General features: G+C 63.5%; 23 protein-coding genes. 11 read left to right on the plus strand and 12 right to left on the minus strand.

From position 1 onward, the window contains the following. Positions 1 to 44 precede the first annotated feature (44 nt). Together ACS13N_RS22245 and ACS13N_RS22250 are read right to left on the minus strand one after the other, a co-directional pair. Entirely contained in the window at positions 45 to 611 is a 567-nt protein-coding gene (locus ACS13N_RS22245; RefSeq protein WP_438933766.1) for a helix-turn-helix domain-containing protein, read from the minus strand. Between the two features lie 52 nt (positions 612 to 663). Further along, positions 664 to 1,047: a VOC family protein gene (locus ACS13N_RS22250; RefSeq protein ID WP_048934908.1), complete on the minus strand. Its 384-nt coding sequence runs from the start codon at positions 1,045 to 1,047 to the stop codon at positions 664 to 666. 272 nt (positions 1,048 to 1,319) lie between these two features. Here ACS13N_RS22250 and ACS13N_RS22255 point away from each other — a divergent pair, with 272 nt between their 5' ends. Beyond that, on the plus strand, positions 1,320 to 1,583 hold the full coding sequence (locus tag ACS13N_RS22255; RefSeq protein ID WP_021193339.1) for a DUF2164 domain-containing protein: 264 nt from the start codon (positions 1,320 to 1,322) through the stop codon (positions 1,581 to 1,583). Between the two features lie 41 nt (positions 1,584 to 1,624). Beyond that, positions 1,625 to 1,999 (plus strand): 2OG-Fe(II) oxygenase, encoded by a 375-nt coding sequence (locus tag ACS13N_RS22260; protein ID WP_438933767.1) that lies wholly within the window; start codon positions 1,625 to 1,627, stop codon positions 1,997 to 1,999. A gap of 5 nt (positions 2,000 to 2,004) precedes the next feature. Here the strand turns inward: ACS13N_RS22260 and ACS13N_RS22265 are convergent, their stop codons facing one another. Then, on the minus strand, positions 2,005 to 2,718 hold the full coding sequence (locus ACS13N_RS22265; RefSeq protein ID WP_438933768.1) for a tetratricopeptide repeat protein: 714 nt from the start codon (positions 2,716 to 2,718) through the stop codon (positions 2,005 to 2,007). Between the two features lie 165 nt (positions 2,719 to 2,883). Here ACS13N_RS22265 and ACS13N_RS22270 point away from each other — a divergent pair, with 165 nt between their 5' ends. Further along, entirely contained in the window at positions 2,884 to 3,558 is a 675-nt protein-coding gene (locus tag ACS13N_RS22270) for a Crp/Fnr family transcriptional regulator (protein ID WP_438933769.1), read from the plus strand. Positions 3,559 to 3,573: 15 nt separating this feature from the next. Here ACS13N_RS22270 and ACS13N_RS22275 read toward each other — a convergent pair whose 3' ends face one another. Both ACS13N_RS22275 and ACS13N_RS22280 read right to left on the minus strand, forming a co-directional pair. Then, entirely contained in the window at positions 3,574 to 4,587 is a 1,014-nt protein-coding gene (locus ACS13N_RS22275; RefSeq protein WP_438933770.1) for a 2-dehydropantoate 2-reductase, read from the minus strand. A 27-nt stretch (positions 4,588 to 4,614) separates the two neighbouring features. Beyond that, positions 4,615 to 6,282: an alkaline phosphatase D family protein gene (locus tag ACS13N_RS22280; protein ID WP_438933771.1), complete on the minus strand. Its 1,668-nt coding sequence runs from the start codon at positions 6,280 to 6,282 to the stop codon at positions 4,615 to 4,617. A 210-nt stretch (positions 6,283 to 6,492) separates the two neighbouring features. Here ACS13N_RS22280 and ACS13N_RS22285 point away from each other — a divergent pair, with 210 nt between their 5' ends. Continuing rightward, on the plus strand, positions 6,493 to 6,945 hold the full coding sequence (locus ACS13N_RS22285; protein WP_438933772.1) for a carboxymuconolactone decarboxylase family protein: 453 nt from the start codon (positions 6,493 to 6,495) through the stop codon (positions 6,943 to 6,945). A gap of 86 nt (positions 6,946 to 7,031) precedes the next feature. On the opposite strand, the gene ACS13N_RS22290 is transcribed toward ACS13N_RS22285, so the two are convergent. After that, positions 7,032 to 8,453, minus strand: a complete 1,422-nt coding sequence (locus ACS13N_RS22290) for a discoidin domain-containing protein (protein WP_438933773.1) — start codon at positions 8,451 to 8,453, stop codon at positions 7,032 to 7,034. A 567-nt stretch (positions 8,454 to 9,020) separates the two neighbouring features. Here ACS13N_RS22290 and ACS13N_RS22295 point away from each other — a divergent pair. Then, positions 9,021 to 10,181: an enolase C-terminal domain-like protein gene (locus tag ACS13N_RS22295; protein ID WP_438933774.1), complete on the plus strand. Its 1,161-nt coding sequence runs from the start codon at positions 9,021 to 9,023 to the stop codon at positions 10,179 to 10,181. Between the two features lie 529 nt (positions 10,182 to 10,710). Then, on the plus strand, positions 10,711 to 11,466 hold the full coding sequence (locus tag ACS13N_RS22300) for an autoinducer binding domain-containing protein (protein WP_438933775.1): 756 nt from the start codon (positions 10,711 to 10,713) through the stop codon (positions 11,464 to 11,466). Positions 11,467 to 11,469: 3 nt separating this feature from the next. Here ACS13N_RS22300 and ACS13N_RS22305 read toward each other — a convergent pair whose 3' ends face one another. The 6 genes from ACS13N_RS22305 to ACS13N_RS22330 all read right to left on the minus strand — a co-directional run bounded on the left by ACS13N_RS22305 (position 11,470) and on the right by ACS13N_RS22330 (position 17,620). After that, positions 11,470 to 12,633, minus strand: a complete 1,164-nt coding sequence (locus ACS13N_RS22305) for an acyltransferase family protein (RefSeq protein ID WP_438933776.1) — start codon at positions 12,631 to 12,633, stop codon at positions 11,470 to 11,472. Between the two features lie 18 nt (positions 12,634 to 12,651). Continuing rightward, complete coding sequence (locus tag ACS13N_RS22310; protein ID WP_438933777.1) at positions 12,652 to 13,818, minus strand: FAD-dependent oxidoreductase; 1,167 nt, start codon at positions 13,816 to 13,818, stop codon at positions 12,652 to 12,654. Positions 13,819 to 13,828: 10 nt separating this feature from the next. Continuing rightward, on the minus strand, positions 13,829 to 14,662 hold the full coding sequence (locus ACS13N_RS22315) for an alpha/beta fold hydrolase (RefSeq protein ID WP_438933778.1): 834 nt from the start codon (positions 14,660 to 14,662) through the stop codon (positions 13,829 to 13,831). After that, on the minus strand, positions 14,662 to 16,227 hold the full coding sequence (locus ACS13N_RS22320) for an MFS transporter (protein WP_438933779.1): 1,566 nt from the start codon (positions 16,225 to 16,227) through the stop codon (positions 14,662 to 14,664). The genes ACS13N_RS22315 and ACS13N_RS22320 overlap by 1 nt, the downstream gene beginning before the upstream one ends. Positions 16,228 to 16,293: 66 nt before the next feature. Then, positions 16,294 to 17,115 carry a hypothetical protein gene (locus tag ACS13N_RS22325; RefSeq protein WP_438933780.1) on the minus strand — a complete coding sequence of 274 codons (822 nt, stop codon included), beginning with the start codon at positions 17,113 to 17,115 and terminating at the stop codon, positions 16,294 to 16,296. A 121-nt stretch (positions 17,116 to 17,236) separates the two neighbouring features. After that, complete coding sequence (locus ACS13N_RS22330) at positions 17,237 to 17,620, minus strand: limonene-1,2-epoxide hydrolase family protein (RefSeq protein WP_438933781.1); 384 nt, start codon at positions 17,618 to 17,620, stop codon at positions 17,237 to 17,239. Positions 17,621 to 18,144: 524 nt separating this feature from the next. Here ACS13N_RS22330 and ACS13N_RS22335 point away from each other — a divergent pair. From ACS13N_RS22335 to ACS13N_RS22355, 5 genes are read left to right on the plus strand one after another with little or no spacing between them, the layout of a single operon-like run. Beyond that, positions 18,145 to 18,852, plus strand: coding sequence for an AfsA-related hotdog domain-containing protein (locus tag ACS13N_RS22335; RefSeq protein ID WP_438933782.1), 708 nt, complete (start codon positions 18,145 to 18,147; stop codon positions 18,850 to 18,852). Between the two features lie 14 nt (positions 18,853 to 18,866). Next, a complete protein-coding gene (locus ACS13N_RS22340) occupies positions 18,867 to 19,583 on the plus strand; it encodes an HAD family hydrolase (protein ID WP_438933783.1) in 717 nt (238 codons plus the stop codon). A gap of 16 nt (positions 19,584 to 19,599) precedes the next feature. Next, positions 19,600 to 19,836, plus strand: a complete 237-nt coding sequence (locus ACS13N_RS22345) for an acyl carrier protein (protein WP_104656191.1) — start codon at positions 19,600 to 19,602, stop codon at positions 19,834 to 19,836. Continuing rightward, positions 19,837 to 20,901 carry a 3-oxoacyl-ACP synthase III family protein gene (locus ACS13N_RS22350; protein ID WP_438933784.1) on the plus strand — a complete coding sequence of 355 codons (1,065 nt, stop codon included), beginning with the start codon at positions 19,837 to 19,839 and terminating at the stop codon, positions 20,899 to 20,901. A 38-nt stretch (positions 20,902 to 20,939) separates the two neighbouring features. Continuing rightward, entirely contained in the window at positions 20,940 to 21,914 is a 975-nt protein-coding gene (locus ACS13N_RS22355) for a 3-oxoacyl-ACP synthase III family protein (RefSeq protein ID WP_039596684.1), read from the plus strand. Positions 21,915 to 22,007: the final 93 nt, after the last annotated feature.

The following is a 22,007-nucleotide window of genomic DNA, read 5'->3' on the forward strand; positions in this document are numbered from 1 at the left end:
TCGACTGTGGACTGTCCACGCACAAAAAATGCGGACGGTACGATTCAGCTTGCCGACAGCGTTTCGACAAGCCGCACCGCCGTGCCGTCGGACAGTGTCATGCGCGTCCAGCGGCACAGGCTTGGCCGAATGGGCACGACGATCGAATCGTTGGTGCCGGTGCTGAACTCCACGCCGGGCGGGGCGAGGTTGTCATGCCAGCCCAGCGCGTCAAGCGCAGCTTCCCGCTGGGCGATGGCCTTCGTGGCATAACGCCATAGCGATTGCCCCATCAGTTGCGCCATCGGCTGGCCGAACTCGGCGGCACGTGCGGGTGAGCATGCGAGCAGCCGATGGGTCAGGTCGCAGACGAGATGCACTGCACGCGGATGCGCGTCGATCAATCGGGCTAGTGCGTGGTCGGCGGCGGAGCTGAGTCGTGCATGCAGCAGCGTTTCTGCGCGGTGGCGCTCATCCGGCAGCATGTCCTGCACGCCGGCCTCCCAGCGGGAAATGGTCGATTGCGCTACGCCAAACAGCTCGGCGGCGTGTGTCTGCTTGACGCGATGCAGGGTGCGCCAGCGCCGCAGCATCGGCCCTAGCGGGCGTTGCGTAAATGGAGCGTTGTCCATGTGGATTGTGTTGTGCAGAGGAATGCCATCAGGCCTTGCATGGTAGGCGAGCTCACGACCCCAGGTCATACGGCCGCGTCATGATCTCCAGAAAGTGCCCGTCCGGGTCATCAAAGTACAGGCCGCGGCCGCCGTTGTGCGCATAGGTCTCGCCGAGCCGTTTCTTGGCGGGGTCCGCCCAGTACGCAAGCCCTTTTTCCTGGATGCGCGCGAATGCGCGGTCGAACTCGGCATCGCTGATGAGGAAGGCGTAGTGCTGCGCGGCGATCGGCGCGTCGCTGTCAAAGAAGTCGAGCGAGACGCCGTTGGACAGCGGTACGACCAGCATCTGCCCAAATGGGATGGGTTCGGGCAGGTCGAGGATGTCGCGCAGGAAGCGGGTGGACTGTTGCTTGTCGCGGCACCAGACGATGGTGTGGTTCAGCTCGACGCGCATGCTGTGTCTCCCATGCGATGAGGCGGCCCATGCACTCGCTGGCGGGCCACCGTGGTCCTGCCTTAACGATAGACGATGGACTGATGCTTTTGGCTGCGCAACGCTCATGCGGCCAGCGCACAGAAAGGCTTAGACTGGCGGCCAACGCGCAATGCCGCTGTCGATCACTTCCCGCGGCGAGGCGCATCGTTTTTACGAAAGCCTGGGCTTCGTGGCGAGCCACGAGGGCTACAAGCTGACGCTCTGAAGCCTGCCTATTCTCAGGAGCCCCCATGCCGATCGAGCTTGACCGCGATACCCGCGAAGAGGCGATTCAATCCATCCAGCGCTACTTCACTGACCACCTGGAAGAGCGTATCGGCAACATTCAGGCTGGCGCGTTGCTGAGTTTCTTCATCGAAGAGATTGGTCCGGTGGTCTACAACCTCGCCGTACGGGATGTACAGGAACGCCTGCAGACGCGCGTGGCCGAACTCGACTACGAGTGCCACGAAGCGCCGTTCACGTACTGGTCGAAGGTTGGCAAGCGGCGGTAGTTCCCGGCTAACATGCGCGGGTTCCGCTACCTGTGGCTCTCATGTCTTCCTTGCGTCAGTTTCTTCAAACCGCTTTTCGTTGGCAACGTGGCCGCCAGGGCACGGGCTACGACAAGATGCTGCTGGCCACCGCAACGTGGCCGATTCCGTTTGACAGCTACCTGATCCGCTATCCGGAAGGCGCGGAGATCCCGCCGCATACCGACCCGGTGTCCAACGGGCGGCACTATCGGTTGAATGTCGTGTTGAAGTCGCCGCGTGCGGGCGGTGAGTTTGTCTGCGCCAACCCGATCTTCCAGACACGGCGCATCAAGCTGTTCCGGCCCGATGCGTGCGAGCACAGCGTGACGCGCGTGGTGGGCGGCAGCCGGTATGTGTTTTCTGTGGGGTGGGTGCTGCGGCGCCGGCCAGGGTAGTCCGCTTACGGGTTGCCCGCCTTGGCGCGTTGTGCCTGCACGTAGCGCAGCTCCGCTGCCGCGCGGCCATCTTTGGGGTCCAGCTCCAGGCATTTGCGGTACAGCGCTTCGGCCTCGTCCAGCCTGTTCTGTTCGACATACACGTACGCCGTGCCACGCCAGGCGCGCCCAAGCTCGTTGTTCTTGATCTGCGGCGGCGAGAACTCGCGCGCATCGCGTGCGGCGGCGTCGAAGCTGGCGAGTGCCTGCGGCCAGTTCTTCTCGCGTTGGTAGAGGTTGCCCATCTCCGCATGGAACTGCGCATTGTGCGGTGCCATGTCGATGGCGCGCTGCAGGATCGTCTTGGCCTCATCTGCGCGATTCAACTCAATCAGGGTGTAGGCCTTGAGGTAGTACGCATACGCCCAGTTGGACGACACCACTTTGGCGCTTGTCTTGGCGTTGGCCGCTTCCGCCAGGTACAGCAGCGATTCAACCTGGCTGCGGGCGCTGTAGAGCCGGGCCGTGTCGTCGCGATATGCGTTCTCGTAGAAAGTGGCCACCTTGTCGAAATCGTCAATGGCCTCGGCTTGCCGGCTTGCTTTGGCAAGCTGTGCGCCTTCCTGCAGCAGCTGAGCGTTGCGGGTGTCGTCTGCGTTGGCGGCGGGCGCGCTCTGCGCCCAGACGGACACGCTTGCGAGCAGCGCGGCAACGGCAACCAGAACACGCGGATACGGCATGAGACCCCCAAAGAATGGTCGAGCGACAAGCGACGTTAGCAGAACGCGCCGGCCGGGAGGGCGCCCGGAAGTGGGGTATGTCGGTCGGCCGCAACGCGCAGCAGCTTTGCCAATGCGTACGCATTGCATGTAGGCTCGTGCCAGCTAAGTCTGTCGTCGCCCGTCATGCAAGTCTTTTCTGCCAATCCCTGGTTCCAGAGCCTTCCGCCGCAGGCGGCGCACGCCTTGCTGGAAGCCGCCACGACCGTGTCTGTTGCCGCGGGGGCATTCCTCTTCCGCCAGGGCGATCCGGTGGATGCGGGTGCCAACGCGTTCTTTGGCGTCGCCAGCGGCGTGCTCAAGCTGTCGATCTTCAATGCCGAAGGCGACGAGGCGATTCTCGCGCTGGTTGAGCCGGGCAACTGGTTTGGCGGCGTGTCGACGTTGGATCAGCAACCGCGTGGCCACTGTGCGATTGCACTGGAAGAGGCCGAGGTGCTCGCTGTCAGTGCCGAGCGCTTCGAGGCGTTGATGCGCGATGCCGCGTTTGCGGCCGCCATCGCGCGGCTGGTGGCGATGCGTTTGCGCCTGGCGTACGGCTCGCTGGCAAGTGCGGCGCTGCAGGGCACGCGCGCACGCGTGGCGCGGCGGATTGCCATGCTGGCGCATGGCGACGTATCGCAATCGGCCGAAGGGCGCGCCACCATCAGCACCTCGCAGGATGCGCTGGCCATGATGCTGGGCGTCAGCCGGCAGACGCTCAGCAAGGAGCTGCAGGCGCTGGTGAAGCTGGGTGCCATCCGCCTGCGCTACGGGCACATCGAGATTCAGGACATGCCGCTGCTACTGAGCGCAAGCTGAATCGCGCTCAGGTGTTCAAGTGGCCGAGCGCAGTGCGACCAGCAGATCGTTGCCCGACCAGCTCGGGCGTGCGGCGGCCGCTTCCGCGGCATGCACCAGCGCACATAGCTGCGCATTCACGGGCGCGCGTTGCCCAAGCCGATCGGCCAGGCGCACGACCTCGCCGTTGATCCAGTCGACTTCGGTGGTGCGGCCGGCGGCCAGATCGTCGGACATGGACGAGCGCGCGAGCGGATCGATGGCGAGCATCTTGCCGCCCAACCGTGCGAATACGGCATCGGGCGTGGCCAGCAGGCGCGGGATCCACGCAGGTGGTATGGGGGTGAGCTTGGCAGGCTGAATGCCTGCGCGCGCCAGCAGCCGCATCGCCTCGGTTTGCGCGAGCGCCAGACAGCGCCGGTAGGCGCGTTGCGACAGCTCTTCCTTCAAGGGCCGATTGGCCAGTGCGTTGATGGCGTTGTTCAGGTTGAGCAGCAGCTTGGCCCATTGCACCGAGACCATGTCCGCACGCTCAACCAGCGGCAGACCGGCACGCCGGAAAGTATCGAGGAACGTGCCCAATGCGGGCGATGCGGCGACCTCCAGCTCACCCGCCGTGCCCTGATGAAAGGCGCCTGGCCCAGGCTGCATCACGTTGAAGGGCACCATGCCCGCCAGCACGGTCTGCTGCGGCAGCGCGGCGCGGAGCACGTCGGCATTGCCCAGTCCGTTCTGGAAGCTGACCACCACCGCGCCAGGACGCAGCAGCGGCTTTAGCTCATCCGCCACGGAAGCGGTTGCAGCCGACTTGACCGTGACCAGTACCAGGTCTGCCGCGGTTGCAGCGCCAGGCTCGGTCGCGTAGGCCACGTCGGCGGCGTGCACCTGCCAGTGGCCACCGCGGTAGTCCGTCAACGTCAGGCCATGCGTACGCAGTTCTTCGCCAATGCGTGCACGCCCGACCAGTGTTACGTGAGCGCCCGTGGCCAGCAGACGGCCTCCCAGATAGCAGCCGATCGAACCGGCCCCCACGATGCAGATCTTCGCCATGCGTCTCCTTGTTGTTGTGCGGACACCTCAGGCCAGGCGCGGTACCTCGTACACCAGCGCCGGCTGGAGGGTGTCGATGGCGTCCACCGGCTCGGGCGGGCGCCACAGGAACAGCGAGAAGGTCATCTTCTCCGGTGTCACGTCGATGATGGTAAAGCCGTTCTTCTCGGTTGGACGCAACGCTTCCTGCATGGCGACGGACAGCGCCGGCGTGGTCTCGATGCTGCGGAATGCCGACGGGAAAGCGAGGTCGCCAGTGCCCAGGGTGCCGGTCATGACGGCATGTATCGGCTGCGCGAACGCCAGATCGCCCGAACGCGACATCGCCCCCACCGCCGACGCATGAAAATCGCCCTGCACGATGACGGCGGCGCGCTGCTTCTGCTCAGCGAGCGCGGCCACCAGGCGCTGATGTTGCGCGTGCCAGCCTGCCTGCCAGCCTGCCTTGGGTTGGTTTGCGACGAGTCGCCCGGTCTTCTTGTCGAGCAGATCCGGATACCAGTCGCCCAGCTTGCCCGACGAATACGCAAACGGCAGCGACGGCAAATGGAAGAAGTGCGCAGTGTCTTCCGCACGCGTGCGCGCGATCAGCCAGTCTTCCACCCACTGCGGCACCACACGTGCGTGGATGCCCTTGTTGTCGAGAAAGCGTCGGCAGTCATACAGCACGGCCTCAAGCAGTGCGCCGTAGCGCAGCGTGCCGAATGCGCTGTTGGTATCGGTGGGCATGCCGGCCTTGTCGCCGCCTGGCAGCCATACGGGGCGGTTGGCATCGGGCAGGAACTCGGGGTAGTAGCGGTGCTGTGTCAGCTCCGCGCCGATCAGCCCATATGGCTCCGGCGGCAGCGTGGCGACCTTATCGTCAAACTCGTCGTTCTCAAAGGTGTCGTGGTCGTCCGTCAGGAAGTACGCGGGCGTGGAGCGCAGCGTGGTGCCGTACAGCCCACTGATCTGGTAGTCGCATACGCGTGTGAAGATCGGCTCGTTCTTTGGGTGCGACATCGGCACCGACGTGTCGAGAGCGCCTCCAAACTTTGCCCACATCAGCTCGCGTACGTCGCGTGCAAAGGGCTTGTTCTGCGAGGTCTGCAAGTCCCAGTAGATGTGGTCGCCGTTGGCGATGACGGCATCGGGGGCGAACGCCATGCCGCGCGCCAGCAGCCGGCGGCGCGCGTTCATATCGAGCCAGGCGGTTTTGCCAGCGATGGAAGGGCCGTCGTAACCGCCGGCGCACGTGTAGGCGAGTATGCGCAGTCGCGCAGGTGTCGCGTTGGGTGCGGGGAAGGTCTTCAGCGGCCAGGCATCGGCCAGCGGTTTGCCACCAGCGTCGACGATGCGCAGCGTGTACTGCGTGGCCGGCTGCAGGCCGCGCACATCAAAGCGCCAGAAGCGGCCTGCTGTATCGGTGGGCTCGCCAGCGACGCGCTTGCCGTTCACGATCAGCCACGGTGCGCGCGCCAGTGGTGCCTGAAACGATGCCTTGATGAGAATGCGGTCATGGCTGGCGGCGGGGATCAAGTGCGCGAGCTGCCCGGCGTGCCAGTCGGCATCCGCTGCCGATGCGGTTGCGAGGGCGGTGTCGGGCAAGGTCATGCCAAACGCGCCCAGGCCGGCAGCGGCGGTGCCGAGGGTCAGGAAATCGCGCCGGGTCATGCCGTGCGGCGCTTGGGTGCGTGGTTTGATCGGGACGGGCATCGTCCATCCTGTGGCGTGGTGCGGAGACGCCATCGTGCCGAGTCATGTCCACGCTGAATGTTCAGCTTTTGACAATCTAGGGGTTAGTCCTCAACCAGAGGCAACGGCGCGGCGTATACCGGCGGGATGATCTTTGCCATACGGCATGCACGCACGCTGCAACGGTCAGTGCTGCCTACCATGGCTGCGGTCTTTCAACGGAGCCTTTGCATGAACGAACGCATCTCTTTTGGTGAACTGCCGTCCAAGATGGTTGAAGCTGTGCTGGCGGTCGAGTCGTATGTCAACCACTGCGGTTTCGATATGCGCCTGTTGGAGCTGCTGCGCTATCGCATCTCGCAGCTCAACGGCTGTGCGTATTGCCTGGATCGCCACTACAAGGAAGGCATCCATGCGGGCGAGACCGCCATCCGCCTTTACTCCCTGCCCGTGTGGGAGGAGACGCCGTTCTATACCGAGCGCGAACGTGCCGCGCTGCGCTGGGCCGATGCGGTGACGCTGCTGTCCAACAACGCCATCGGCGAGGACCTGATCGACGAGATGCTGCGTCACTTCAGCAAGGCCGAGCTGTCGAACCTCACGCTGGTGGTGGCGCAGATGAACACGTGGAACCGTATTGCCAAGCCGTTTGCCTGGGTACCTGGCGAGTTCCAGGCGGGTTGATGCGCTAGCGCGCTGCAAAGACAAACGCCCCGATGGCCATAGCCACCGGGGCGTCGTCATGTCAGGCAGACGGATCGATCAATCGATCAGTAGCCCCACACCTGCATTTCGTCCAGCGAGTAGCCCCACTGTGTGGCGCGCTGCGTGCCGTACATGCGCACATAGCGGCCGCTACCCTTGAGGTTGGCCAGTGCCACGTGGCCGTACGCCACGCCATTGGTGGTCGCGTAGATGTTGGTCCAGTTCACGCCGTCGTTGGAGGTCTGGATGGAGTACACCTTGGCGCCGGCATCCCAGTACAGATCGACGCCGTTGATGGTGCGGGTCGAGCCGAGGTCCACCATCAGCCATTGCGTGCCGGCCACGCCTTCAATCGAATCCCAGCGCGTGCTGGTGGTGTTGCCGTCAAACGCATAGGCCGGGCCTAGGGCGCTGCTGTAGCTGGACGAAGCGCTGGCCGGCTTGCCTTGCGAGAGCAGCACCGTCGTCTGCGGGGCAACCGAGGCAGTGGCACCCGGGAAGTAGTTCGAGCCGAGCTTGGCCTTGGTGGTGTCGTTGTTCACGCCAAACTGCGACAGGCTCCAGCGCTGGCCCGTGCTCGCATCGCCCAGGTAGAGCTGGTAACCGCCGGCCGTGGTGGACGAGAAGAACACGTAGTTCGTGCCGTTCACAGGCGAGGGGTCGGAGTTATTGCTGTTGCAGTCGTTGAGCGAGAGCTGGTTGGGCGTGTCACCCGGGTTGACCTTGGTGTAGATCTGGTCGGACTGGCTGGTGGCGTCAAGCCAGCGGGCGTAGAAAACGGTGCCGTCTGCACGCACGATCGGGTAGTACGCGACCAGGCCGGCCGGCGTGTCGAACGCCACCTTGTTGGTGCTGCCGACGGTCTGCTTGTACAGGCCCATGTTGCTGCCTGTGCCAGTGGCGTAGTACACGGCGGTGCCATCCGGCGTGGGGAACGGCATTGAGTCTTCCACCGACGGTGCCGTGCGCGTCAGGTTGACGAGGGAGGTGAACACCGGGCCCGAGCTCGTGTACGACAGCGCGGCCTGCATCACGTCGCCGTTCTGCTTGAACAGCAGTGACTTGCCGTCAGCGCTGAACTTCGGATCTTCGTTGCGCGTCTGGCCCGTGCTGTTGGTCAGGTTGATCGGCATGTTGCTGGAGCCGACCTGCCAGAAGAACACGTTCCACGCGTTGTTGGTGATGCCCATGAAGGCAATCCACTTGCCGTCGGGGCTGAACACCGCGTTCATCGGGTCCTGGATGCCCCAGGACGGTTGCGACACCTGCTGCAGCGTGCGTGCGGCAAAGTCGTAGATGAAGAGTTGGCTGGTGCCGTCGCCGTAGCTCACGTAGCTGTGGTACGCGAGCTTGCCGGTCAGGCTGGCCGGAAAGGTGCTGTTGGATTGCGTGGGCGGATTGGCCACGCAGTTGGCCTGGCTTGGTGCTGCAAACAGGGCAAACGTTGCACCGATGGCAACACCAAGAGAGAGCAGTTGGGTACGCATGAGACGGGTACTTCCTGTGCAAAAGGGTCACGGCGAAGAACGCCGCGGTAAGTCAAAACCACGTCCTCGTCTCATCGCCAGATTGCAGGCAAAGCTCCGCCATCTCGGGATAGGCCCAAGTTGAAAAAGCGCCACAAACCGGGGGAGTGACGAGGCGACGAAGACGCGCCGAAAAGTGACCCTGTTGCTTCGTACCGTCGTGCTTGTTGTCGGGGTCTCGACTACATCAAAAAGGCGAGTCGCGGGCGAGACTGTAAGGGCTTTGCGCGCAATTCGATAGCGCGATAAACGTATGCTTTCCGCGTTAAATCCGCGCTCAATTTTTTGCACGGGCGGCCGCCGCCACATACGCGTGTAAAAGTGACACGCGTCATTTCCGCAACGTTGTCCACGCTGCACGCAGGCCCCGCAAATTGTTATTTTTACTGCGACGATTTGTCGCGTGGTTGAGGCGCATGGCTTGCTGACGATCGCACGGCCATGTCGCCGCCGGAGCACGCGTGGCGCGCGAAGTTGCGACAATGCACGCGAACGTGCCGCCACATCGGCGGTGCTGCGAGGGCTGACATGCACATCACCGAGATTCGCGAGCAGGCCATTCCGGTTTCCCGATATGACGATCCGTCCATTCCATCGGGTGGGCTGACCACCAGTCTGGTGGCCGTCACCACTGATGTGATGCGTGACGGCAAACCGGTGGTCGGCTACGGCTACGCATCGGTCGGCCGCTTTGCGCAGGGCGGGTTGATTCGCGAGCGCTTTGCACCGCGCCTGCTGTCTGCGTCACCCGGCAGTCTGGCGGATGCGGCGGGCACCAACCTCGACCCATTCCGGGCGTGGCACACGATGATGGCGGGCGAGAAACCCGGCGGCCACGGCGAGCGCTGCGTGGCGGTCGGCACACTCGACATGGCGATCTGGGATGCGGCTGCGAAGATTGCCGGTGTGCCGCTGCATGCCTTCCTTGCACAGCGGCTCAGCAGAGTGGCGCAACCGCGTGTGCGCGTGTATGCCGGCGGCGGCTATCGCTATCCGCAGGACGATCTGGCGCGCCTATCTGATGAGATGCGCCGCTGCGTGGATCTCGGCTTCACGCACGCCAAGATGAAGATCGGTGGTGCGCCGTTGGACGTGGATTGCCAACGCATTGAAGTGGCAGCCGCGCAGTTGTCTGGTGCCAGCCACCTCGCCGTGGATGCCATGAACCTGTATGACCAGACCACTGCGCTGCAGGCGGCCATCGTGCTGGAGCCTTATGGGCTCTGGTGGTTCGAAGACCTGTGTGACCCGCTGGACTTCGCCACGCATGCCAAGGTGGCCGAGGTGTATGTGCCGCCCATCGCTGCGGGCGAGGCGTTGTTCTCGCAGGCCGAAGCGCGGTTGCTCGATCAATACGGTGGCCTGCGCAGCGCGCGCGACGTGCTGGTGTTTGATCCCGTGCATTGCTATGGCGTGCCGGGCTACCTGCGCATCATCGACACCATGACCGAGCACGGCTGGCCGCGCCATGCGTTCTGGCCGCACGGCGGACATCTCTTTGCGCTGCATCTGGTGGCGGCACTTGGCCTGGGCGGTGCGGAGGTCAGCCCGTTTGCGTTTGCACCGTTTCGTGGGCTGGCGGATGGCGCACGCATCGAGGCGGGCTATGCAGGCTTGCCGCAGGCACCCGGCATCGGTTTCGAGACGCGCGCCGAGGCATGGCGCACATTCCGGCAGACATTTGCGTAAGTGCGCGTCCAGTGGCGACGGGTTCGAGTTTGCGCTGTCTTGCAATAAGTGCGAACGGCAAGACGGCTTTGTCCAAGAACATTCAGTGTTCACGTAACGTGAACGCCAGGGAAGTCCGAACAGCAAGCAACCACGCAGCAGCCAATAAAAAGCACGTGGTTATATCCGTGAACCAAATTTGCGCAAAGGCTGGCGATTATCAGCCGATTTATTCCTGCCTTCAGTCAAATCCGCATTCGAGAAAATGTACTACCCCTCGTTAGTATGTTGCGCCGCGCAAACCGCTTCAAATTTTGTATAGTTCCAGCACGCCGTTTCGAGCCATCAGCGAAGCGTAAGGCGACGACCAGATCAAGGCTGAAACCGCGCACTGACGCGGGTTGGCCGCCACAAGCCTGAGCCGGGGGAGTGCCGCATGCTGTGCCGGCACGCGGCCATGTTCAAAACGTCTGTCGGTGGAGGCGGTAATGTGCGCGGGATTATCCGGCGCCATTGCTGCCGCACTGACTCTATTTGGGAGAACGCTTGCATGGGCGCTCGCATTGAATTGACGGAAAACCGGATGACATCGTGGCGCGCAGAACTGTTGCGCGAGTTGAACACCCTGGACGATGCAGACGCTGCGTTTCGTAGCCTGCACACGGCCGTCACCCTGTTGGGCTTCGACTATTACGCCTATGCCTTGCGTGCGGCGATCCCGATCACGCGCTTCAATACCGTGGCGTGGAGCAACTACCCCGAGCGCTGGCGAGAGACCTATCTGGCGCGCGGCTATGCCGCCATCGACCCGGTGCTGCAGTTCGGCCAGCGCTGCGTGAAGCCCATGCTGTGGCCCGGTATCAGCGATCCGAACGAGCCGTTCTGGGTGGAGGCACGCGCGCATGGGCTGAACCACGGGTGGTCGCAAACCATGCGAGACCATCGCGGCATCTTCGGCACCTTCAGCCTGGCGCGCAGCGCCGAGCCCATCACCGCAGACGAGCTGGCCGCCATCGAGCCGGAGATGATCTGGCTGGGCCAGCTTGCCCACGCCACCATCAGCAACCTGATGGCGAGCAAGGTGCTGCCCGATGCCGCCGCGCGCCTCAAAGACGTTGAGCGCCAGACGCTGCACTGGACGGCCGAGGGCAAGACCGTGGCCGAGGTGGCGGCCATCCTGGAGATGACCGAGCGCAACGTGAGCTTTCATATCCAGAACGCCATCACCAAGCTCAACGCGGCCAACAAGACGCATGCAGTGGTGAAGGCGGCCATGCTGGGGTTGATTCCGGCCACGGCAGCCTGAGGCTCAGGCACGGCTGCCGTCGTCTGCACGGTTGACCAACGCGCGTGCGGTGCGCGGCCGTGCGCTGCCGGCCCAGCGGCGCATGATGGGACGTTCGACCAGCGCGTACAGCATCCATGCCAGTAGCAGCGCCGTGCCGAACTCCACCGCAATCACACCCAGTGCCACGGGCGTGGCAAACGCCTGCCCGTGCAGGAGCGCTCGCGCGCCGTACAGCACTTCCAGGTGGACCATGTAGAACGCGAACGACACCTCGCCCAGCCACACCATCGTGCGTGAGGCGAGCAGCGTGGGGGCATCGGCCACATCCGTTGCTGCCACGGCGGTGATGAGCAGCGCAATCGGCACGATGATGACTGCGTTCAGGCTGTACTGAAACGGCACCACGCGCGCGGCCGCATACCCCAGCACCATGAAGAGAAACGCTGGCAGCAGGCCAAGCCTGATCCACTGCCCTGTCATGAGAATGCGTGCCATCAGCATGCCGAGCACGAACTCGAACAGCCGCAGCGGTGGGAAGAAATACGCCAGCCAAAAGCGCAGCTCGGGCAACGGCCAACCCGGCGCGACGGGCGCGTCCGGTGTGAACAGCGTGATGAGCCCCTGCGCTGCCAGCAATGCTGCCACAGTGCCCGCTGCCCACCACCACAACCGCGTTGCGCGTATGCGCTGCACCGCCGGCAGGATCAGCGGAAACAGCATGTAGAACAGCAGCTCACTGCAAAGCGACCACGACACCGCGTTCACCCCGCGCAGGATGTCGTCTTCCGGCACCCACGCATGCAGCAGGAACAGGTTGGGCAGCCACACCGCAGACCGCGTGCCGGGCGCCACCAGCAGCATCATCGCCACCGCCCACGTGACGATGTGGTTGGGGTAGATCTTGAGCAGGCGCCGCTTGAGAAACGCCGGCGTGGTATCGCTACTGCGTGCAGACCACGTCAGCACGAACCCGCTCAGCACGAAAAAGAACGACACCCCCACGCGCCCGCCCACGTTGAACAGGTGGTTGTAAGCCGTGGCCCACTGTGCATCGGCAAACGGGTTGAACACCGCGATCTTCATGAGCGACCCGTGGTACAGGAAGACCAGCACGGCCGCCAGAAAGCGCAGCCCGGTGAGCGACGGCAGCCGGCTGGCTGCAGGCGTGCGGAACGTGAGCACCATGAAGGTCTCCTGTGCAGATCAGGCGGTGACGACTTCGTTTTCCCTGCGGGGTGCTGCGGCCGGGATGCGCGTGCGCAGTCCGGTCAGGAAGCGCGGCAGCTCGTCGTGCAGCAAACGCTTAAGCGACGGTGCACCAAACGGACGTTCGGTCATCGCCAGATCGGGCGAGCGCACCAGTAGGCGGCTGAGGTAGCGCGTGACCGCCAGATTGCGCGCCACGGCTTCCAGGCGCGGCAGCTCATACGCATCCAGATTGCGCGCGAGGATGGCGCGCGCCAGCACCGCCGCGTCTTCAATGCCGAGGTTCATGTTGGTGCCGCCGATGGGGCTGAACTGGTGCCACGCATCACCGGCAAAGAACACGCGCCCCACGCGTGCGCGGCTGGCAATGCGGTGGCCGAACGCGCTGTGCGTGATCCAGTGCAGGTGCCGCACGTTGGCGGTGATGGGCGTCATCTCGCGAATGATGCGTTCAATGAACGCAGCATCGAAACCGCTCTGCGGGTCTTCGCCCGGGAAGGACGCGATCACGCGGTAGCTGCCACCCGGGATTGGCACGATCATCAGGTAGCCGTCCACGCCGCAGAAGCAGTGCATCTCGTCGTTGGCCAGCGGCAGCGTGTCGAAGCTCACGTCTGCCACCACAAAGTAGCCGGCATACATGACCTGGTCGACGGGTACCTCAAGCAGGCGCCGCGCTGTGCTGTTGCCGCCATCGCAGGCGACGACGTGGTCTGCAAAGATGTGCTCTTCGGTGCCGTCCGGGTGGGTGCAGGTGGCGACCACGCCAGTGGGCGTTTCTTGCAGCGCCTGCAACTCCAGCCCCTGGCGGATCGACACGCCCAGCTCCGAAATCCGCCGATACAGCGCACGCTCGATCACGTCTTGCGTGAGGTGGAAGAAATGCGGGCGCGCAATGTCGAGCTGGTGGAAGTTGATGTCGGCAAAGTACGCGCGGCGCCGGTACAGGTTCATGCGCGGCACGCGCAGGCCCAGCGCATCAAGCTGTGCACCAATGCCAAGCTGGTCGAACACCGCCAGGCTCGCCTGGTTGACGGCAATGCCGCGCGGCAGGGTCGACAGCTCCAGCCGCTTGTCGATCACCTGCACCGCCTCGCCCTGCTGGGCGAGCAGCCCGGCCAGCGTCATCCCAACGGGGCCGCACCCGACGATCAGTAGGCTCATGGCCGGCTCCTTACAGCGTCTTGGAAAATTCGAGGATCAGCTTGCCGCACACCTCAGGTGCTTCCAGGTGTGGCACGTGGCCCACGTCTTCCAGAATGTGCACATTGGCGGGCTGGATGCGCGGCACGCGGGCCTGCAGCTTGTCGTAGTAGGCGTTGTCGATGAAGGCGTCGTTTTTGCCGCCGATGTACAGGAAGGGCACCTTGCTGCCCGACAGGATGGCCAGTTCGTCCAGCCAGCCTTGCGTCTTCAAGTGGATGGCGAACTGCTCGCGGAAGTTGCCGTCGGATTCCTTGATGTCCGTCAGCATGCGCTTGTAGACCTCCGTGCCGGCTTGCGAGACGTCGAGGTAAGCGCGTGTGAGCGCATCGGCCTCATCGCCCACCAGGTGGTTCTTGAACGCAAGTTCCTTTGGTGCCTCAGGGCGGAAGTTGGAGAACGCATCTTCGCGGCTGACAGCATGCACGCCGGCAATCGACACGAGGCCAAGCAGGTTCGGGTCCTTGAACAGCGATTGCGTGGCGATGTTGGCGCCCACGCTGTTGCCCACGGCAATGATCTCGTGCAGCGACAGGCGGTGGCGGAACTCTTCAAACAACGTGCGTAGGCCGATCATGCTGTACTGAAAGCCGAAGCGCGCCACGTCGATATGGTCCGACTGGCCGTGGCCCGGAAAATCCAGCGCGATCAGGTTGAACTGGTCGCCCAGAATCGGTTCCAGATCGGCGTAAGAAGCGGCGGTGGACGCCGTGCCATGCAGGAAGACGATGGTGGGTCCGTTGGCCTTGCCGCCCTGCAGGTAGTGCAGCTTGCCGAAATCGAAATTCAGGAATCTGGATTGCATCACACGGCTCCTTCGAGATGTTCGTTGCGGGATTTCGTGGGGTCAGCGGATTCGGCAGGGCGCGTTTCCTTGCGCTTGAACAGCGCCACCGACAGGCCGATGCCGATGGCAGCCAGCAAGGCGTTGAACGCCATCAGTGCGCGCATGGCAGGCACGTAGCTTGTGTTGACGAGGTCGCGCACCGCATCGATCGGGTGATCGGCAAACGTGCCTGCGACGTTGACCAGGTTCTGGCTGGCGTTGACGAGCCCGTGCAGCGTGTGCAGCTGCTCGGGCGTGAACGTGGCGGCAGCACTGGCGATATGTCGCGCGAGTTCGAATTCCCCCACCTTGCTGAGAATCAACCCCGACACCGCCACCCCAAACATCGCTCCCACCATCGACAGCGTGAAGAACAGGCCAATGGCCGTACCCGTGTGCTTGGGCGACACCTGCGATGTGGCACCGTTGATGGTGGCTGTGGTGAGTGCGCCGTTGGACAGCCCGAAGCTCACCAGCCCGATCACGAACAGCACGATGGACAATTCCACGCGCAGCGTGAGAAAGGCGGCGCAGCTCACCAGCAGCAGCGCCATGCCGGTGAGTACAGGCAGCTTGTAGCCGTGGCGATCAATGACCTTGCCGGTGATGGGCCCCACCACGAAGATGCACGCCGTCATGCACAGCACCCACAGCCCCGCGCGCACCTTCGAGTAGTTCAGGATGTTCTGCATGAACAGCGGCAGCACGAACAGGAAGCTCGCCATCACGAAGTTGAAGATGATGCGGATGCCCACCACCGTCAGGTAGGTGCCGTTCTTCAGCAGCGACAGGTTGATGAGCGGCGCCTCCACGTGCAGGCTGCGACGCACGAAGAGTACGGTCGAGATGGCGCCCACTGCCGTCAGCGCGCCAATCTGCGCCCAGGAAAGCGTGGCCAGCGCGTTGGACAGCACGATCAGGCAGCCCAGCCCCAGCAGGTAGAGCGGCACGCCCACCACGTCGAGCGCGCGGGCGCTCAGTTCGTGCGGATCATCCTTGTCGACAAACACGGCCGTGAGCAGCAGCGACAGCAACCCCAGCGGCACGTTGATGAGGAAGATCATCTCCCACCCGAAAGCCTGCAGGATGAAGCCGCCCAGCGGCGGCCCCGCCGCCAGCCCGATCCCCGTGATGGTGACGGCCACACCGGTTGCCAGGCCCTTCTGCTCGGGCGGAAACGCCTTGCCGATCAGGATGAGTGCCAGCCCCAGCGTGGCTGAAAAACCGATGCCCTGGACAAAGCGCGCGGCGATGATGGCCTCGATGCTGTGCGCAAACGCTCCGATATAGAGCGACGACAGCACGAACAGCAGCCCGCCCGCCATGAACACGCGCTTCTTGCCATAGCGATCTGCCAGCACGCCCGACAGGCAGAAGAACGCCGCCGCGGCCGCCAGGTAACTGACGATCACGAGCTGAATCTGCTCGATGCTGGCGTTGAAATCCTTGGAGAACTCCGCCAGCGCCAGGTTGACGATGGTCAGGTCCAGGTTGATCAGCAGCAGGTAGATGCCGATCGAGAACAGCACGATCCATTTCTTCATGGGTGGGCCTCTAGCACCGGCAGACGCCGCGCGGGCATCTGCCGATCAACGTGTGGCTGGGCGGGTTCAGTGGAACATGCGCCAGCTGTCTTCATGGCGCACCAGAAAGGCGCCGATCGTGCGGCGCACGGCCTGGCATTGCTCCACGGCATGCATGACGCGCGTGTTGAGCACGTGCAGCTGGCCAGGCTTGCCATGCACCACCAGCTTGGGTACGTCTTCGAGCTGGGGGATGGTCTGGTTGGCGAAGAACTCGCTCATCAGCGTGTGCAGCTGAGCGAAGTCCTGCGGGCGGTAGTCCCAGAACACGAGGCCGGTCCCTTCGTTGGAATCCGCCACCGAGAGGAACACCGAGATCTGGTTCTTCAGCTCGGAGTAGTTCTCGCCGATCGGCCAGTTGCCCGGGTCGCGCGAGAAGTGGATGGCGTCGCAATGCGGCGGCACGCTGTAGATGCCTTCCTTCTTGGGCTGGAACTCTCGCTTGGAGGTGAGCGGAAACTCCGCCCACGTGCCCACCTGCACGGTGTCGATGTGCAGCGCATCGTGAATCAGCCGGGCAAAGGCGGTGTTGCGCAGTTGCCCGTTGAAGCGGCCGGCATAAGCAAAGTAGTCCGCCAGCCCGACCACGAGCTTTTCGTTTTCCAGAAACTGCATCGGGCCGACAGCCACGCCGGTGTTGGCAACGCCCGAGAGCGAGCGGTGCGGAATCACCTCGGGGTACGACGGGTCGGCCCACCAAGTATCGAGCTGCTCGGGCTGGACCACGTCCAGCAATACGGCAATCGCATCGCCATCGCGCACCAGCGCCACGGCTTCATCGATGTGCAGGTCACGGATTTCGGCGGGTGCGCCGAAGCGGTGGATTTCGGAGCGATACGACGTGCTCATCGGTCATCTCCTCAAACGGTGGATCGGTAGGTAGGGCGATGGGAAGGCGCCGCCACCCGCCCGGGATGGCGGCGTGCCTGCATGGAATTCGCCCGCGAATCAGCTGCGGATCAGCAGCGAATCAGGCCAGCTGGCTTTGCAGCGTCTGCAGGTCGAAGTAGTCCTTGAACAGCGTCAGCTTGCCGGCGTCGTTGAATTCGAGAATGACGACCATCGGCAGCGTGACCTTCTTGTCGCCAAAGACGATGTCGCTGGTGCGCTCGACAAACACCGTGCCGTTTTCCGACACCACGCGGTGCTTCTTCCAGACGTACGAAGACGATTTGCCGAAGAACTCGGCCACTTTTTCGACGGCGCGGGGTTTGCCGCGGTGCACGGTGTCGGCCAGCGGCACGTCTTCAAAGACAACGTCATCGGCCAGCAGGTCCGATACGGCGTCGAGGTCGCGTGTTTCCAGCGCGTGGATGAACTTGTTGGCCAGGGCCTTGGAGTCGTGTTGAGCCATCTTGCTGCCTCTATTGGAGTGTGGAACGCATCGGCCAGCGGGCATCCAGGTTGGGCCGGATGCCGCACACCAACGCGCGGTTTCACCAATCCGTCGCATTGGATTGATTGGCAATCCAATGGCGGCCTTTTAAATCACGTGCGTGCACCGTTTTGCAGATCAAAAAGGTGCGGCAGGGCCGCCTGTGCCCCGGTTTGGTTCAAAGCACAAAGGCGCCGTGATTAAGCGCGGATGCTGTGTGAAAAGCAGCAACCCGTCTACTGTATTTTTTTGCAGTTGACCGCATTGCAGCAAACGGTAGGATGCGTCCGGCAGAGGCAATGACCCGTTTCCAGCAGTGGATTTGCGGCAGAGCACCAAAGCGCGAATTCATCAGGTTGGCCGCATATGTAAATGCAATAGCGCACATGCGGAAAAGGCGGGTCGATATAAAAACGATGACAAATGCGATGCGCATTCGAATGGATGTCGAGTGCATCGCAATTGGCAATCCAATTACCCAGCACGCATACGACAGGCGCCCTATGACCGATACCCTCATTCGTGTGGTTGGCAACAAGTTTCAGGAGTTGTCCAACGCGCAAAGCATCCTCACGTTCGATGAGCTTGTCGCGCGTGTTCGTGACGGGCAGCTCGAGCCTGCCGCCATCTCGCTGGAGCAGGGCATCTCTGAATCGCAGGTGGACGTGCTGCGTGATCTGGTGGCCCATAGCAACCATGCCGGACAGATCTCACTGCGCAGCTATTTCGATAGCCACCAGCGCTGTGACGGCACACTCACGCACAAGATCAAGCGCTCCAACACGCTGATCTCCGACCCGCAGGAAACGGGTGAAGACACCTACACCAGCGTGCTGTTGATCGACGATGAATGCGCTGACCTGAGTGACCACGTGACTGGCAAGCATGTGCAGTTCATGGTGCTGCTGGAAGCGGCCCGGCAGATGGGCAATGCCGTTACGCAGAAATTCCACTCCACGGCGGCCAAGATGTATCTGGCCGAAAACATCAACGTGGATTTCAAGGCCTTTGCCTATCCGTTCCGGGTGGACCTGGAGTACCGCGTGCTGGAGCGCAACCTGCGCACCACCGGCGACGGCAAGATGGCCGTGCGGATCGACTTTCGCCAGCAAGGCAAGGTGATTGCGCAACTCACGCTTACCTTCACGGTGCTGGACCGCAAGTTCGTCTCCGCACTGGAAAGCACGGCGCTCAAGTCGTTGCACAACTGATGGACGGTGCTGTCATGACTGCCGTCATCGCCCCTGACTGTGCTGCGCCTGAGGTCAACGCTGCGCGCATCTGCGCGGTGTTCGATCTGGACGAAACGCTGATCCGCCCGAAGAGCATGCTCGCCGTGCTGGAGCAGTACCACCGCAGCACAGCCGCTTCGCCCGATCAGGCCGAGCGCCGCATCCGTGACGTGCGCGCCAACCTGACGTGGTATGTCGAGCGCAACGCCAACCGCGCCGCGCAGAACCGCTACTTCTACCGGCAGCTCGCGGGCATTCCGGTGGAGGACATGGCACGCGCCGCGCAGCAGTGGTTTGAGGCCAATCGCGCAGCGCTGTACCACGACACGGTGGTCGCACGGCTCAACGCGCATCAGCAGGCCGGTGCCGTTGTCATCGTGGTGAGCGGTTCGTTTGCCGAGGCCATTGCGCCCATTGCGGCTGACCTGTCGATCGAGCACGTGGTGTGCGCCCGTCTGGAGCAACGCGACGGCCGCTACACCGGCGCCATGCTGGGCGAGCCGACCATTGGCGAGGGCAAGGCCATTGCGCTGCGCCAGTTCCTGCAGGTGCACGGCCTTTCCATGCACGGCGGTTTTGCCTATGGCGACCACGACAGTGACATCCCGATGCTTTCCCTGGCTGACCACCCGGTGGCGGTCGGCTCCAACGCAGCACTGCTGGACCATGCCCGCCGGCACGACTGGCGTATTTCCCCCGCTGTTTCCTGATGATTGAGGTGAACCGATGGACGATCAAAAATTCATTGAAGACTTCGCGGCCCTGCTCGAAGTGTCGCCGGAGCGGATCACCGACGACTTCAACATGGTGGAAGAGGCAGTGTGGGATTCGCTGGCGTTTCTCAGCACCATCGCACTGATCGATACGCACTACCAGAAGGTGGTGGACCCGATGGCGCTGCAGGAGCTGACCACGTTCCGCGAGCTGCGTGCGCTGGTGCACGGCCAGAGCGTCGAGGCTTGAATGGGCTACCGGCGCTTTCACAACGCGCGCATTGCCGGGGTGTCTGCCGCGGTGCCGGATCACGTCCGGCGCAACGAAGACATCGCCGGTGATCCGGTGGAGATTGGCCGCACGGCCAAGCTGTGTGGCATCCAGGCCCGGCATGTGGCGCCCGATGGCATGTGCGCGTCCGACCTCTGCTACGTGGCGGCCGAGCGCCTGCTGGAGTCCGTCGGCTGGGAGAAGGATTCCGTCGATGCACTGATCTTCCTCTCGCAAACGCCTGACTACGTGGTGCCCGCCACGAGCTGCGTGCTGCAGCGCCGGCTGGGGTTGTCGTTTCACTGCGCGGCGTTTGACATCACGCTCGGCTGCTCGGGCTACGTGTACGGGCTGATGGTGGCCTTCGGGCTGCTGGCCAAGGAAGGGATGCGGCGCGTGCTGCTGCTGGTGGGTGACACGCCCAGCAAGCTGATCTCGCCGCACGACATTCCGGCCAACATCCTGTTTGGCGATGCGGGCACGGCTACGGCCATCGAGTATTCGGAAGACGCGGCGGAGAGTTTCTTCTTTGCCGGCACCAACGGCGCGGGCAGCGACTCGCTCATCATCGAAGCTGGCGGCTTTCGCCAGCCGCGCACGGTGGAATCGGCTGAGCGCCGCCCACACCCGCAAGACAAGGTGCTGCGCTCGCAGGAAGAGCTGTACATGGATGGCTCGGCCGTGTTTGGCCTCACGCTCAACCACGTGCCGGAACTGGTGCAGCAGCTCTCCACCATCTCCGGCTGGCCGGTGCAGAGCGTGGACCGCTGGCTCTTCCACCAGGCCAATAAATTCATGCTCGATTACTTCTCGAAGAAGATCGGCATTGCACCCGAGAAGATGCCGAGCAACATCGACCGCTTCGGCAACACCAGCCCGCCGTCCATCCCATTGATGATGGTGACCGAGCACGACGCGGATGCCCCACGCCCAGTGCGTGAGACGCTCGGCATGGTCGGCTTTGGGGTGGGCTTCTCCTGGGGCGGGGCACTGCTGCGGCAGGCCGACCCAGTCATGGTGCCTCTTGTGTATCACCGTCAATAACGCAGTCGCGCAACCACGCACTCACGCGGAGCCCTCTCATGGCGGTACAGATTCAATCGATCAGCTATGCGCTGCCGGATGCGACGCTCAGTAATCAATCCATTGCTGAGCTGAACCCGGATTGGCCTGTCGACAAAATCGCAGGCAAAACCGGCATCCACCTTCGGCATATATCCGGCGACGACGAGTACAGCCTTGAGCTGGCCATCGCCGCCGGACGCCGTCTTCTGGACGAGCACGACATCGCACCGGAAGAGGTGGACTTCATCCTGTTCTGCAGCCAGACGCCCAAGTTCCTGATCCCGACGAGCGCCTGCCTGGTGCAGCATGCACTGGGCCTGCCCACGCGCAGCGGCGCGCTCGACGTGAACCAGGGGTGCTCGGGTTACGTGTCGTGCCTGATGCTGGCCGAGGGGCTGGTCGACAGCGGCCGCGCCAAGGGCGTGCTGCTTATCACGGCCGACACGTACACCAAGCTGGTGGCGCCGGAAGACCGCAGCCTCAAGACCATCATGGGCGATGCGGCCACTGCGTCGTTCATCCGCCGGGCCGACCACGGCATCGGTGTGCGCGATTTCGAGTTCGGCACCGATGGCACAGGCGCCGAGGCCATCACCGCGCACACCTCGGGGCTGCATGGCCTGACCAGCGGCGGCGCGTATCAGCCGGACTTCCGCATGAATGGGCCTGGCGTCTTCAACTTCGTGCTGACCAAGGTGCCGGAGGTGATTGACGCGCTGCTGGAGAAGAACGGCCTTGAGCAGGAAGACGTGGACTTGTTCGTCTTCCATCAAGCCAACGCGCACATGCTGGAGTCGGTGCGCATCAAGATGGGCATTGCGCCCGAACGCTTCTTCGTCAGCCTGGCGGATACGGGCAACACGGGCGCTTCCAGCATCCCGCTGGCGCTGGGCGATGCCGTGCGGCAGGGCCGCGTGATGCGCGGTGACAAGGTCGTGCTGATCGGCTTTGGCGCCGGGCTGTCGTGGAGCGCCTGCCTGATCGACTGGTAAGCCGACCGCCTTCTTCCGTTCAACCCATGCTGTTTCGATGCCCGCTGCGCGGCGGGGCAGGCTCCGCTCGCGCTGCGTTTTGCTACCGCCCCA

The organism is Ralstonia sp. 24A2 (genome assembly GCF_051783885.1).
Taxonomy (GTDB): domain Bacteria; phylum Pseudomonadota; class Gammaproteobacteria; order Burkholderiales; family Burkholderiaceae; genus Ralstonia.